Genomic DNA, 13,012 nt, shown 5'->3' with positions numbered 1-13,012 from the left:
ATAAAAAAAGTTCAGACCAAATTTCTCACATTGGGGGAAGGAACAGGACGAACCTATACTTGCGAACATCGTTCCAGCTCCTTTACAGCAAGAAAAAGGTCAGATTGATTGATGAGAGCTGTAACTGTAACAAACCCTTAAGACATTCGTTTGCAAAGCGCAACAGGTTTCCCAGATGCATGAGAATCTGATCACTCGAATTGAAGATCTATCAACTAGACCATACATTCAAATGTCTTTACAATACGCTGACTGTCAGTCTTACCATCTCAAGTTTCTACCCTTGGCAACGAGAAATCAAACGGGGAGCAATGCATGGAAGCACAAGCATTTTGGGAAGTAATTGGAGCCTACAATAGTGCGACATGGTGGGCCTCTTTTGCTTTTCTCACGCTCCTTCTTGCAGCTCTGTTGATTTCCTATACAACGAAAATACATTTTGCGATAAAATGCGCTCTGGGGCTTTTCCATCTCTTTATCGGTATTGTATTTTTTGGGATCTTTGGAACAGAACCTATTCAGAAATTCTTTGCTCTCCCACTTTTCATCTCTTGTGGTATATTGTTTTTCTATGAGGCAATAAGCAATCACGATGATAAACCCAGAAAACCAAACTTCTTCCAGATTGTACTCCTCAGTCTTTACGCCCTCTACCCAGCCTGTTCCTACATGCTCGGCCATAGATTCCCACACATTGTTACCTACAGCATGCCTTGTCCTGTGGTCTGTTTGGGACTATCCGCCTACGCTCTGTATCCTAGAAAAAATAAGGTTCTCCTCTTGCTCCTTACTGTCTGGGGTTTGACAGGAGTGAAGGCAATATTCTTTGACGCTTATGAAGATATGATCCTCCTGGTATGTGGTATTTATGGAGTGTTGCTACTTCGGAAGGAATTACTGTTACCTAGGATATCTGTAAGAGACAAAGAAACAGCCTGAGTGATTTCCTTTGCTTCACAACGTTTGATGGTCCTGTACCGTTCCTACTGATTTTACAAAATTAATTTCGCCAGGCTGTAACGTTACACTCCACTATTGCTTTCCCTATTGGAGGCTTTCCATGAACGAATGGTTTACAATAGACAGGATTGATGAAGATACTTTCATACTCAGTGAGTACCGGCATTGGGAAGAAACCCATGCTTACCTCTTGCTGGGATCTAAAACCAACCTGCTCATCGATACCGGGCTGGGCATTTGCGATATACGGGAACAGGTTTTGAAATTCACCCAAAAGCCAGTAATCGCAGCCGCTACACATATTCATTGGGACCATATCGGTGGGCATAGGTTTTTCCCAGACTTCTATGCCCACAAGGATGAATTGCACTGGCTAAACGGCGAATTCCCCCTCTCCCTTGACCAAATCAAAGCAATGGTAATCGACCGCTGTGACATTCCTGTCGGTTATGATGTTAATACGTATGAGTTCTTCCAGGGTACCCCTACACGGATTCTTGACGATAATGATGAAATCGACCTAGGTGGTCGAATTATCAAGGTATTGCATACCCCCGGACACTCTCCTGGGCACATGTGTTTCTGGGAAAAGAATCGTAGATATCTGTTCACTGGCGACCTAGTCTATAAGGATACCCTCTTTGCATACTATCCTTCTACCGACCCCCAAGCCTATCTTTCCTCCCTTGAGAGGATTGCTGTTTTACCGGTCGCGCGAGTATTCCCAGCTCACCATTCACTCGATATCCGGCCTGAAATCCTGATAAGGATGCGTAATGCGTTCCAAGAACTGAATGAAGAGGGAAAGCTAAAGCATGGTACCGGTATTTGTGAATATGGAGACTGGGCTGTGTGGTTGTAAATGAAAAAAAATTACTCAAACTTACTGTGGTTACTATTAAATAGAAAATGTATGCCGAAATTATTTCAGCATCCAAAATTCATTGAAAGCCGAATGCAACCCTTTGCAACAACGCCTGTAATATAGGCCGAAAAAACGTTAGCCAACAAAAACCTCTAAATCATTTCTTTTCCAGGCGATAAATTGCAGGTTTTTACCGATAACAAATAGCAATGTCTGTATGCGGTATTGGGATGAGATCAATCGCTTTGAAGGGCTGGTGCCGATGATCAATTTGGTTGCCGAAACCCGAGAGAAGGGAACCTGGCAGGGGATTGAATTGATAGACAATTTGAATCCTTCAAAAAGTCCTTCTACTGTGAAAAATTTGAGATTCACGAATGGTAACTTATTTGAAATCCCCCGACTTATTGGTTCATACCAAGGGTTGGGGGGATTTTTTGTGTCCAAGCAAATCAGAAAAAAAGCCAGATGACACCAAGACCTGCCTGTCCTCCATTATTTTTTAATGGTTCCAGATTTTCTCTGCAATCGATTGGAACTACTGAGCAGTGTGACTTTTCTCAACCGAAAGACTCAACAGCTTGATGAACAAACAATAGAATAGGATTGCTTCAAGAGAAAACCGGATTTGAAAAATGGCAATCTGAAAAACGTCAATAAACGGGAGCATTAAGAATCCCAAAATTTCGAAAATACAGGCTATCCTATTCGTCTTGTAGTGTAGTTTTGATGAAATCAATATAGCTGTGCCAATTGAGATAAATATCCCAAGGAGACTTCCCAATATACTGCTATCCGTATGATGGAATGAGACGAAAAAGAAATAGGAAGCAACCAGACAGTACAAGGAATACCCAATGAAATGGTATCTATGCTTGAGCGTTGTAGATCCAAGAGCCTGTCTCATTTCCAACTCCTATTGGTGCATCTTGAAAATTGACGACTATGCTGATAACCAGCTTGCTTTCATCATTCTGGATCCTCGGACATTTTGCAAGACTTCCTGTACGCAACGCATTATTTCCCTGCAAACAACAACAAGAATTCAATGCTATTCGCTCTTCAAAGAGTCTCTATGCTAGTGACGTTGCTTCAGTTTTCGGTATTGCAGTGCAAACCGGATGAAAATATACAGGTAGAAGACAAAGAGCATCAGATAGATATAAAACAACGTCCGGTGCGGTTCCGATTGCAGATAGCTGGCCTGCAGAATGGTTTGAGGGATAATAGTCAAGAAAAACAGGAATACCAGAGGAAGCATACGGCCTTTGAAGACCCGCTCGATGAAGTCTATACGGGAAGCCTCATCACAAAAAATCTCCTCATTGCCCTGCATGTGTGCAATACTTTTCCTGACATAGCTGTAGCCCATAAAGTCGAATAGATACTCCCATCCACAGTCCTTGAATATTTGCACGTAAGAGTCTTGGGATCCCAAACCCTCCTTGTGGTAATCAAGTTGGTAGACCACGTCCTCGCTTTCACAGGCTTCGAAGAGGTAGATGCCTGGAAAGGTAAGATGTACCAGTTTCCACCCTTTCTTGTGCTGGGAACGCAGGTACTCCTGCTCCCTTTCATACTCGACAATAGTAAAAATCTTGAATTCCCGCTTCTGACTTGACATTACAGAGCCTCCTTCATCGTCCGATACAGGCGAGCAATGCGCTCTTGTTCCTTGTTGAGTACTTCGAGCCCAAGACTGGTGATGTGGTAGATTTTTCGCTTTTCCTCTTCCCTCACAAAGCGGATCAATCCATCCTTTTCCATTTTGGAAAGGCTGCCATACATGGTCCCTGGGCTGAGCAGAATCTCTGAACCGGTCAACTCCTTCACCTTTTGTACTATGCTGTAGCCGTGCATTTCTTGCTGCAGGCACAAAAGAATGTAGAAACCGGTCTCAGTCATCGGGACATAGACTTTCCTGATATGGGCATCCATACAACCACCTTATATCGAGATGCAATACATCGCACTGCGTTATAATAGGCTAAAGCATGTTTCTTCGTCAAGTGCTACTCAGAGGGTAATGTTTTTACATCCAACCCCTATCCTTTTGCAGACAGCACAGCTAACTTTCTCAACTGTAAAAACGTTAGCTTTCTTTAAAAAACAGTTCACCCTAATGGAAAACCGTACCAGTACACTTCCGTTTCCCCTTACAAGAACCTTTTTCGCTTATGTAGCTGATTGCCCTCACGTAAAACCGAATTGAGAATATGCATGATTTTTTGTGCCGCAAGGTCGTTTTACCGCAGCAGCAAAGCTTCCCTTTTACCAGCTTCACCATGACTTTACAAATTCCTAAGGGAATGAAGCGCTTCTATCGCTTCAACGATTGAGATAGGACATTATATTTGGTACCATGCTCAAGGAGGACTTTATGAACAAGTTGGCAGTTTTATCACTAGGGGGCTCGATCATCGCTCCTGATAAGGTAGATTATACCTTTCTCAAGCAGTTGAACGAAAACCTGAGGAAATATCTTAAAGAAGACAAGACAAGGAAAATTATATTGGTCTGTGGCGGTGGAGCACCTGCCAGAGTCTACCAAGAAGCTTTGCGAAACATTGTCGAGAATGCGGACAGCGAGGAACAGGATTGGCTCGGCATCCGTGCAACCCACCTCAATGGGCAATTGCTTAAAGCAATTTTCAGCGACCTGTGTACTGACAACCTGATCACCGACCCTACCGGGCATATCAATTTCAAGGGACAGATTTTGGTAGCCGCCGGGTGGAAACCAGGATTCTCAACTGATAATGATGCAGTAATCCTTTCGGAACGGTTCGGAGGAAAATTGATTATCAACCTTTCGAACATAGCCAAAGTCTATACCGACGACCCAAAGAAAAACCCTGATGCAAAACCGCTGGATACCATCAGCTGGGATCAATTCAAGGCAATGGTTGGCAACACTTGGACTCCTGGTAAAAACACACCTTTCGACCCCATTGCGTCAAAACGTGCAAGCGACCTGAAAATGAAAGTCGTATGTGCAGATGGACGGAATATCGAAAACACCATGGCCATTCTCCGCGGGGAAGAGTTCGTAGGGACAGTCATCGGCTAAGTTCGTTTTTAGTACCAAACTCCCAGATTTCACATTCCTGGGAGTTTTTTATAATCCTTTTGCCCAGTCAATGACTTTGAGAATATCCTGTTCGTTAGGATGGCTAGGCCAGATCAGTTTCTTCATATTGCCATAGCACTCCATCCAGGATGGTTGCAAATCGATGTTCTTTTCTGCAAGGTAGGACGCGAGTGAATTGAAGGTAGCCTTATTGGAACTGCCCCTGCCTATCCAGGTCATAAACAGGTATACCTTGCTACCTTCTTTGAAATCCTCCGCACAAAGAATATCCAGCCAGGAAAGCAGGTTCCTGTGGACTCTGTTGGCGTAGACCCCCGAACCCAACACAATTGTGTCATACTTTTTTAATTGGGGAAATATCGGGTCGGCAGCCGTGACAAAATCTGAACCCAAGGCAAGGGAAACGGCAGAAAGAACCTTGAATGTATTACCATCCTCTTTTGCACTTACAAACAATGTACTCATATTTTCAATCTCCGGTTTCTGTTCTGAGACAGCACTCCTAACTAACTTGCAACTCTTTATAAAAGAATAACCTATATAGTCTATCATAGATTATGCATCTTGGGAAAATACTGTTTGTTAGGAAACCAAACAATCATGTAAAACTATTCTTACCTGGTTTCTTGGTGCATTGCCTTCTGCTTCAATGCAAGAAAATATGGTGACACCTCCGCAAAGGAAGAGGGAAACGGAACATCCCTGTTGAAGTCTGGGATCCAGGGAATATTATCTGCCAATTCCTGTACGAAACCTTCTTCGATCTCCAGTTCTTCCATCAGGTCTATGAGGCTGTCATATTCCTTTTCAGTAATTTCGGGAAAGGTAACGTCACCTTTGGGAGGAACAAACTGAACCATCAAGGAAAGCCAGGCATGATTTTTCAGTGTTTTTGCAAAATAGTGCAAAAACTCTTTTGTTGCAGGCAACGTAAGCGGAAACAAAAGGTGACGGACCAACAACCCCTGCATGTTTCCTTTCTCGTCGAAGGTTACCTCGCTGTGCCTTGCAACCAGAAAATCCATCACAGGTCGAATAATTTCACTATACTTGGCAAGTGCACAGAAACGTTGCGCTACCTCTGCATCCAAGGTCTTCACATCTATCAGGTACAAATCTACATAGGGATCTATCAGGGTAAGGCCTTCGATGGATTCATAGCCTGAACTATTCCAAACAATCTGTAAGACCAAGCCTTGATTGCGGGCTCTTTTTATAGCTTCGATTATGGAGGGAATGAAATGCGTCCCTGTTACCAGATTAATGTTGGTTGCCCCCATCTTTTGCAGTGCAATCATCATAGAGGCTAGTTCTTCAATCGAAACAGTAATGCCCACAGAACTGTCACCACCTGTAAGCCCAGCGGAAATCTGATGATTCTGGCAAAAGGCACAATGGAGAGGACAACCGCAGAAAAAGATCATTCCTGATCCTTTTTCCCCTGTTACCGGTGGTTCTTCCCCCCTATGGAGGCCTGACCAAGCTACACGTACCGAATCGGTTTCACCACATCTGCCTATATCACCTGCAGTCCTGTCTACCCTGCAGTAATTGGGGCATAAGGTACAATAGGTATATGCCTCCAGACCTTTTTGAAATTCACTCATCGTATGCACTTCCTCCAAGTTCAGTGTAGTCAAAGACCCTGTTCTCCTCCAGTAGCGAGAATCCATGAAGAACATAAATCTCGATGCTAGTTCTTTAATAGTAACTTCTTTTATTCCTAAGTAGGAATAGTATAAAGGTTTTATATAAAATTTCCCTCGGCTTTTATTTTTGGCCACGCTGTTTTTTTTGGTACCGTTCAAGGAGTGCTTGACCCTTCGAAGTAAATATACCACTCTAAGAATTATGGCAATCAAGGATTTTTTCAAACGAAACAAACAAGGAGATATCGAAGAAGAACGATATATCCTCTCTATAGACGGAGGGGGGATGAGAGGTATCATTCCAGCTATCATCCTTGACAAAATGGCTACTCTCATGGAAGAAATGGGAGACAACAGACCTTTTTATTCTCACTTTGATCTGATCAGTGGAACCTCAACCGGAGGTTTGCTTGCACTTGCGCTTACTGTCCCCGTGCAGAAATCCGAACTTCCCGCTGATACGCGATATGTCAGTTACATCTATGAACAACTCCCCCAGACCCTTAGTCAGAAACTGAAAAGGATCCGCGGTTCAGAACAATTGTCGGGAACCCTGCCATTCGGGGTCAAGACAAACGAATTGGAATCGTTGTATGCAATCCATGGAAAGGACATCTTCCCCAAAAGCCAGGGAAGAATCTTTTCGCAGATTTTTACCGATAAATATGACTCCGAACCTCTTGAGAAGTATTTAAAAAGGGTATTTAGGGAAATTCCCCTCAGCGAAGCACAAGTACCTGTCATGGTTATGACCTATGATGCTGCAAACGGGAGACCATTTCCTATCTCCAGCCGCGATAGCCATGGATTCCTTTTCTGGGAAGCCGGAAGGGCTACCAGTGCTGCCCCAACTTACTTCAAACCGGCTTTTCTGTTCGACCGGAGCGAGCAAACAATGCAAACCTTGATAGATGGGGGAATGGTCGCCAACAACCCAGCCCTCTTTGCCTACAGTGAGGCAAAAAAACTCTATCCGAATGCAAAAAAGTTTCATATTCTTTCGCTCTCGACAGCCTCCAGTGACTTTAATTTCAAGATAAGCGGCTCAGGAACAGGGGTCATCGGATGGATTGACCCAGCAAAAGGGGCCCCGATCCAAAAAATCTATGCAAACGCACAGGTACAGACAACCGATGTGTTGGCCCAGGATATTCCCGGCCTTCTCTATACCCGTATCCACGGCACCCTCGGGGAACAAGTCAAACTCGATGCAACCTCTCCCAATGCAATCGCTATGATGAGGGAGGGGGCCTTGGGAATCTACAGGGAAAATGAAGATAAGATCCGTTCGTTCGCAACATTGCTGACAAAACGGGTCGAATTCGACCAGTTGAAATTAGGCCCCAAGGAAGTTGAGCCAATCATGACAAAGGTTGAGCCAATCATCGAAGAAGTCTCTTTGAACGAGGAGGTTTCCCCTTCTCTTTCCCCCTACTATTCCTTCCTGAATCGCTATGGAATAACAGATGATTCCAATGAAGGGGCAACGGTATGAGTACGCATCCCAAGCAGGAAAAACTGGAGAATAGTCTCCGCTTGCTTTGTGATGACCTTGATACATTTCTCGAAGACCGGTTTGGCTCCAGATTCAAACGGCACCCGAACCGGCTAGAAAGGGGAAAAGCGGCAAGCGTAGCTTATGACGGGTTGTTCTCGACAGGGACTCAATTCACTCTCGGCTATGGAAGTATCTATGGCAGGGGCTATGTGATTAGTATTGAAGTGAGAACCTTGGAAAAGGTTCCTTCTGACAGTATGGCAGAAATTGAGGAAGCTGCTATCGAGCACCTCAAGACACGTATCCCTGCCAGGTTTCCAGACCGGAAAATCTCAGTGGTGAAAGATGGCGAGGTCTATAAGTTGATCGGTGATTTTTCACTCGGTTCTGTCTAACAGTATACCGAGCACCCTTACAAACTGCCTGTTTGCCTGGTTACTGAATTCTTTGAAATGTTTGGGCCTATGGCCCTGTTCGTCATCACTGATTACCCTGCAGACAGTGCAACGGCATTGCATGGCAGAACAGGCAAACGCAACGGCATAGCTTTCCATATCGGCAAAGCCCAGGTGCAATTCATTTGAAAGCCACGGGTTCGCTTCCCTGTAAGGGCGTAACAGGAACCTGTCGGCAGTACCACAGACACCCGCAAAAGTTCCCTCGATCGAGGGACAGTCCAATTGCAAAGCCCCTACTGTTTCCCCTTGTAAAGCGGAGGGAACCTCGCCCCGGCCAAGATGAAAAGAGCGCAGGTCGATATCGTACTGCACCACAGAGGAAGCCAGGACACAGTCTCCGATTTTATAGAAAGGATCGACAGCTCCGGCATACCCAATGCAAAGGACAGCTTTTGGTTGATATTGCACGATTGCCTTGAGTGTCAGGACCGCACTCTGCACCTTGCCAACCCCAACACAGACCAGGACAAAGGTGCCCCCATTCCTTTGTTGGACCTCATCGAGGTTTGTTTGGAATCCTTCCAATTCCAACTGACTGGAGGCAACAACCAGATAATCAACACTCATGCTGTTTCCTTTTCTTTACCAGCTCATCAATTATAAGAAGCGGTGCTACTCCATGCCTGCGCTGATACCCAGCTTGCAAAGTGCGTTGCAAGGCGAGCGTACACAGGGAAACAGCATCTTCAACGGCAGTTTGCAAGCCAACCTTATGAAGCAGTAAAGCGGTAAGGATGCTTGCAAACAAATCGCCGCTACCCGGGTAGGTTGCCTCCACGCTCTGGTAGGGGACCAAGGCACAGCGGCCCCTGTCACAATAGGCAACAGCCATTGTGTCGTGAAGCCTTACACTGGTAATGACTACGTACTCGGGACCGAGATGATGCAAGGCCTGTGCCCAGCTGAAAATTTCCTCTTCGGTAAATATTGTTTGATAGGGTTTGTCGAGCAACAGGGAGGCTTCTGTGGTATTGGGGGTAATTACATCACCATGGCAAATGAGGGAACGCATCTGGTCTACCAGCTCGGTATCGACAGGACCATAGAGAATACCGTCATCCCCCAGCACGGGATCTACCACCACAAGCGTCTTGTGTCTCAGTTTTTCCCTGGCAATAAGGTTTTTCACAAGCCTTACTTGTCTAAAAGAACCCAGAAACCCTGAATAGATTGCATCGAAAGAAAGCCCCAGGGAATCCCAGGCAGCAAGCACCTTCTCCATGGCCTCTGTTTTGTCCTCACAGTAGTAGGAATCGAAACCATCGGTCTGGGAAGACAACAAAGCGGTCGGAAGCGGGCAAGCCTCAACAAGAAGCGCTTCCAGCGTAGGAATAACAACAGTAAGGGAGCTCTTTGCATAGCAGCAAAGGTCGTGGATTGCAACACAGGAAGGTACCATACATTCTACACTACAGTACATCTTCAAACTACGCAATATATGATATACTCGCACCAAGGAGGCCTTATGCTCATCTATGATTATCTCAGTCACCTGCCAATAGCTGATGACCAGCTTGATCCCTTGGATTTCACGACCCCTTCACAAGAACAACTCAACAAGGCCCTTGAGGGGATGATTCTCTCAGCTTCCGGCTGGAGAAAAGTATTCGCTGTCAGCGGCAATGAAGAAGACAATACCTCTTCCATATCTGATCCCGATTCCATCCTCGCTGCTTTTGCCGCACTCTCATTGGCTAGGCATCTGGGAGTCAAGAAGGCTCAAGAATCATCCATAGACAGTACCATCACAAGGCTTCCCGAAATCGGCGATGCGCAAAAAACCGTGTTGGTCGGACTCGACTCCAGACCTACCGGCCAGATACTCGGCGATATAGTCTGCAGGACCCTTACCGCCCTTGGGGTAAAAGTCAGGTACCTGTTTATCTGTGCAGCCCCAGAGATTATGGCCGACTGCAACCTCTTCAGTGAAGAAGCCGACGCATTCCTATATATTTCAGCGAGTCATAACCCAGTAGGACACAACGGGATTAAATTCGGAAAACAAGGTGGTGTCTATACAGGGCAAGAGTCGGCGCTGTTGGCAAATACATTCCGTTCCCTGGTAGCCAATCCTGAAGCGGCACGCTATGTACAGAAGCTCTCCTCTCTATTAGATGAAGAAACCTACCATCAGGTACTTTCCGATACCCGCTACCAAAAACAACAGAGCTTGGAACGGTATGAGACCTTCGTGCTCGGCACCGCCTGCAAAAGCTTTGTAAATGATAAAATCAGGACATTCTCCCGCGCTATCCTTGAGGGAACCGAAACCAACCCAATCGGTATCGTAGCGGAACTGAACGGAAGTGCCCGTTCGGTGAGTATCGATTATTCCCTGTTCAATTCCCTTGGCATCAGGGTATATATGCTGAACAACCAACCTGGGAAAATCGTACATGCAATCGTGCCTGAAGGCGAAAACCTGGAACTTTGCAGGAGAACCCTTGAAGACCAATACAAGAGAGACTCCTGCTATAAACTCGGCTATGTCCCCGATAATGACGGGGACCGGGGAAACCTTGTCTACATCAAGGATAGCAACCAGAAAGCAGTAATCATGGAAGCCCAGGAGGTGTTTGCCCTGGTAGTGCTGGTCGAACTCTGTCAGGCAAGACTGGACAACCCCAAGGCAAAGATTGCCATTGCCGTAAATGGCCCGACTTCGATGAGAATTGACAGGATTGCCAAAAAACTCAATGTCGAAGTCTTTCGCTCTGAAGTCGGCGAGGCAAATGTGGTGGAATTGGCAACAAGGCTGAGAAGCGATGGCTATATAGTAAATATTTTCGGAGAAGGTTCAAACGGAGGGAATATTACCTATCCTGCAAAGGTTAGGGATCCCATGAATACCCTCATGAGTCTTATTAAATTGATTTCAGACAAAAACATCTTCAGATGCTGGTGTCGGACCAACGGCAAAGACCTGCCAAAAAGCATGACCTATGAGAATATTATAAACAGCCTTCCCTCCTTTACCTCGACTGGAGCTTTTTCAACCCAGGCAAAGATGCAGGTAACGGTTTCACAAAAAGACCTGAAAAATGCCTATGAAGAGATCTTCCTCCTCCAATGGGAAGAACGAAAGAGCGAGTTGCTTGCCATGGGTATCGAAGACTATGTGGCCTACCAAATGGAAGGGACGGTATGTACAGAAGGTCTCGGCGAAACGTTCCGTACTCCGCCTTACAAAGGCGGACACAAAATCGTTTTCCTTGATAAAGATGGTTTATGTACCGATTTTATCTGGATGCGGGGAAGTGGGACAGAGCCGGTGTTCAGGGTGATGGCAGACTGCGAAGGCTCTAGCCAAAAGCGGCATGATTATTTGCTTGCATGGCAGCGGGATATGATTGCCAAGGCCGACCAGCTGGCAAGGACAAGAAACTAAAGCACATCCCAGATTTCATTGGCAAGGCCCAAAAGCGTGGCCTCACGCTTTTCCTTGCCTTTGAGTTCACATTCCCAGACTACGATTACATGCCAGCCTTGTTCGGTAAGGGCCTTTATTACCCGCTCATCACGTTTTCTGTTTGTCTCGATCTTAGTATCCCAGAAAGCAGTATTTGTCTTTGGCCTGACAAAATCGGGACAGAGCTCATGACCATGCCAGAAACAGCCATTTACAAAGACTACGGTCCGGTATTTGGCAAGGACAATATCAGGTTTCCCTATCAGGCGTTTGTCATTCACCCGGAACCGGAACCCCTTCCTGAAAAGATAGCGGCGCACCAAAAGTTCCCCCTTGGTGTCCTTGCCCCTGATAGAGGCCATTATCTTGCTTCTCTTTGCAGGAAGGCAGAAATCACTCATAGGTAAAAGATAGCACACGGAAGACAAGCTGGAAAGCCAAGCAAATGAGTCCGATAAGCATCCAGGAACTTGCGCCTTTTCAGATACAAAGGATCATCTACTATTACAATTTTGGTAGGTCAAGTATGCAATCACATTGCTGAATTGCTTCATAATACGTAAGCGGGGCATCACGGCAATACGCATCCTTATCCTGTCCATTCGAAGAGGCTAGAACCTGACCGGAGTTGTCCAGTAGAACAAATCCGGGGATCCAGAATTTGGGTACATCAACCAGATGCATAATATTAGTCTTCTCCCGATACTCATATTTAACATAGGGGAATGAATAGTTCCCCTGTCGAAGAAATGATTCCAAATCAGTGTTTGAGGTATCCCGTTCGTGACCTGCAAATATAATCTCAACATTTCCATACATCCGTTTCAGTCTGGAATAAGTCTGTTTCAAATCTTCGGAATATTCTTTGCAATAAGGGCACCAATCTGCAGCATAATAAATCAGGTAATAATCACAGGAGACCTTCACTGGACTACCTGAAATATCATAGCAAGCCCCATCCAGCACAGTGGAGAAATAATTCTTTGATTGCAACGCATAGATTTTGGAACAAGAGCTTACTGATACAAGCAGAATCAAAATACAAATATAAGCAAATCTTTTCATTTACCAAGCTTCCCCTT

General features: G+C 45.4%; 14 protein-coding genes. 6 read left to right on the top strand and 8 right to left on the bottom strand.

The features are described 5' to 3' along the window. The first annotated feature begins 315 nt into the window (after positions 1-315). Together SPIGRAPES_RS13820 and SPIGRAPES_RS13815 are read left to right on the top strand one after the other, a co-directional pair. Positions 316-939, top strand: a complete 624-nt coding sequence (locus SPIGRAPES_RS13820) for a DUF6064 family protein (RefSeq protein WP_014271367.1) — start codon at positions 316-318, stop codon at positions 937-939. 121 nt (positions 940-1,060) lie between these two features. After that, complete coding sequence (locus tag SPIGRAPES_RS13815; RefSeq protein ID WP_014271366.1) at positions 1,061-1,822, top strand: MBL fold metallo-hydrolase; 762 nt, start codon at positions 1,061-1,063, stop codon at positions 1,820-1,822. A gap of 1,081 nt (positions 1,823-2,903) precedes the next feature. Here the strand turns inward: SPIGRAPES_RS13815 and SPIGRAPES_RS13800 are convergent. Then, positions 2,904-3,449 carry a DUF2812 domain-containing protein gene (locus SPIGRAPES_RS13800; protein WP_014271364.1) on the bottom strand — a complete coding sequence of 182 codons (546 nt, stop codon included), beginning with the start codon at positions 3,447-3,449 and terminating at the stop codon, positions 2,904-2,906. After that, a complete protein-coding gene (locus SPIGRAPES_RS13795; RefSeq protein WP_014271363.1) occupies positions 3,449-3,763 on the bottom strand; it encodes a PadR family transcriptional regulator in 315 nt (104 codons plus the stop codon). Before SPIGRAPES_RS13795 ends, SPIGRAPES_RS13800 begins: the two co-directional genes overlap by 1 nt. A gap of 442 nt (positions 3,764-4,205) precedes the next feature. Between SPIGRAPES_RS13795 and pyrH the strand changes: the two genes are divergently transcribed. Then, positions 4,206-4,895, top strand: coding sequence for a UMP kinase (gene pyrH, locus SPIGRAPES_RS13790; protein ID WP_014271362.1), 690 nt, complete (start codon positions 4,206-4,208; stop codon positions 4,893-4,895). 48 nt (positions 4,896-4,943) lie between these two features. Here the strand turns inward: pyrH and SPIGRAPES_RS16670 are convergent, their stop codons facing one another. Beyond that, complete coding sequence (locus SPIGRAPES_RS16670) at positions 4,944-5,381, bottom strand: NADPH-dependent FMN reductase family protein (protein ID WP_014271361.1); 438 nt, start codon at positions 5,379-5,381, stop codon at positions 4,944-4,946. A 149-nt stretch (positions 5,382-5,530) separates the two neighbouring features. Further along, positions 5,531-6,523, bottom strand: a complete 993-nt coding sequence (locus tag SPIGRAPES_RS13780) for a radical SAM protein (RefSeq protein WP_050805779.1) — start codon at positions 6,521-6,523, stop codon at positions 5,531-5,533. Positions 6,524-6,767: 244 nt separating this feature from the next. Between SPIGRAPES_RS13780 and SPIGRAPES_RS13775 the strand changes: the two genes are divergently transcribed. Further along, on the top strand, positions 6,768-8,060 hold the full coding sequence (locus SPIGRAPES_RS13775; RefSeq protein WP_014271359.1) for a patatin-like phospholipase family protein: 1,293 nt from the start codon (positions 6,768-6,770) through the stop codon (positions 8,058-8,060). Next, a complete protein-coding gene (locus SPIGRAPES_RS13770; RefSeq protein ID WP_014271358.1) occupies positions 8,057-8,458 on the top strand; it encodes a hypothetical protein in 402 nt (133 codons plus the stop codon). Before SPIGRAPES_RS13775 ends, SPIGRAPES_RS13770 begins: the two co-directional genes overlap by 4 nt. On the opposite strand, the gene SPIGRAPES_RS13765 is transcribed toward SPIGRAPES_RS13770, so the two are convergent. Both SPIGRAPES_RS13765 and SPIGRAPES_RS13760 read right to left on the bottom strand, forming a co-directional pair. Then, positions 8,441-9,088 carry a 5'-methylthioadenosine/S-adenosylhomocysteine nucleosidase family protein gene (locus SPIGRAPES_RS13765; protein WP_014271357.1) on the bottom strand — a complete coding sequence of 216 codons (648 nt, stop codon included), beginning with the start codon at positions 9,086-9,088 and terminating at the stop codon, positions 8,441-8,443. The two genes, SPIGRAPES_RS13770 and SPIGRAPES_RS13765, sit on opposite strands and share 18 nt — an antisense overlap. Further along, a complete protein-coding gene (locus tag SPIGRAPES_RS13760) occupies positions 9,078-9,920 on the bottom strand; it encodes a pyridoxamine kinase (protein ID WP_014271356.1) in 843 nt (280 codons plus the stop codon). The genes SPIGRAPES_RS13765 and SPIGRAPES_RS13760 overlap by 11 nt, the downstream gene beginning before the upstream one ends. A 66-nt stretch (positions 9,921-9,986) precedes the next feature. Here SPIGRAPES_RS13760 and SPIGRAPES_RS13755 point away from each other — a divergent pair, with 66 nt between their 5' ends. Then, positions 9,987-11,909, top strand: a complete 1,923-nt coding sequence (locus SPIGRAPES_RS13755; RefSeq protein ID WP_014271355.1) for a phosphoglucomutase — start codon at positions 9,987-9,989, stop codon at positions 11,907-11,909. Here the strand turns inward: SPIGRAPES_RS13755 and SPIGRAPES_RS13750 are convergent. Together SPIGRAPES_RS13750 and SPIGRAPES_RS13745 are read right to left on the bottom strand one after the other, a co-directional pair. After that, positions 11,906-12,331 carry a very short patch repair endonuclease gene (locus tag SPIGRAPES_RS13750; protein ID WP_014271354.1) on the bottom strand — a complete coding sequence of 142 codons (426 nt, stop codon included), beginning with the start codon at positions 12,329-12,331 and terminating at the stop codon, positions 11,906-11,908. The genes SPIGRAPES_RS13755 and SPIGRAPES_RS13750 overlap by 4 nt on opposite strands. Positions 12,332-12,434: 103 nt before the next feature. Next, the gene (locus SPIGRAPES_RS13745; protein ID WP_014271353.1) at positions 12,435-12,995 is read right to left on the bottom strand and encodes a thioredoxin family protein; all 561 of its coding nucleotides are present in this window, start codon (positions 12,993-12,995) and stop codon (positions 12,435-12,437) included. Positions 12,996-13,012: the final 17 nt, after the last annotated feature.

It is taken from the genome of Sphaerochaeta pleomorpha str. Grapes, assembly GCF_000236685.1.
Classification (GTDB): domain Bacteria; phylum Spirochaetota; class Spirochaetia; order Sphaerochaetales; family Sphaerochaetaceae; genus Sphaerochaeta; species Sphaerochaeta pleomorpha.
Note: the sequence above shows the minus strand (reverse complement) of the source record. Positions and strands in the feature narration are given on the sequence as shown.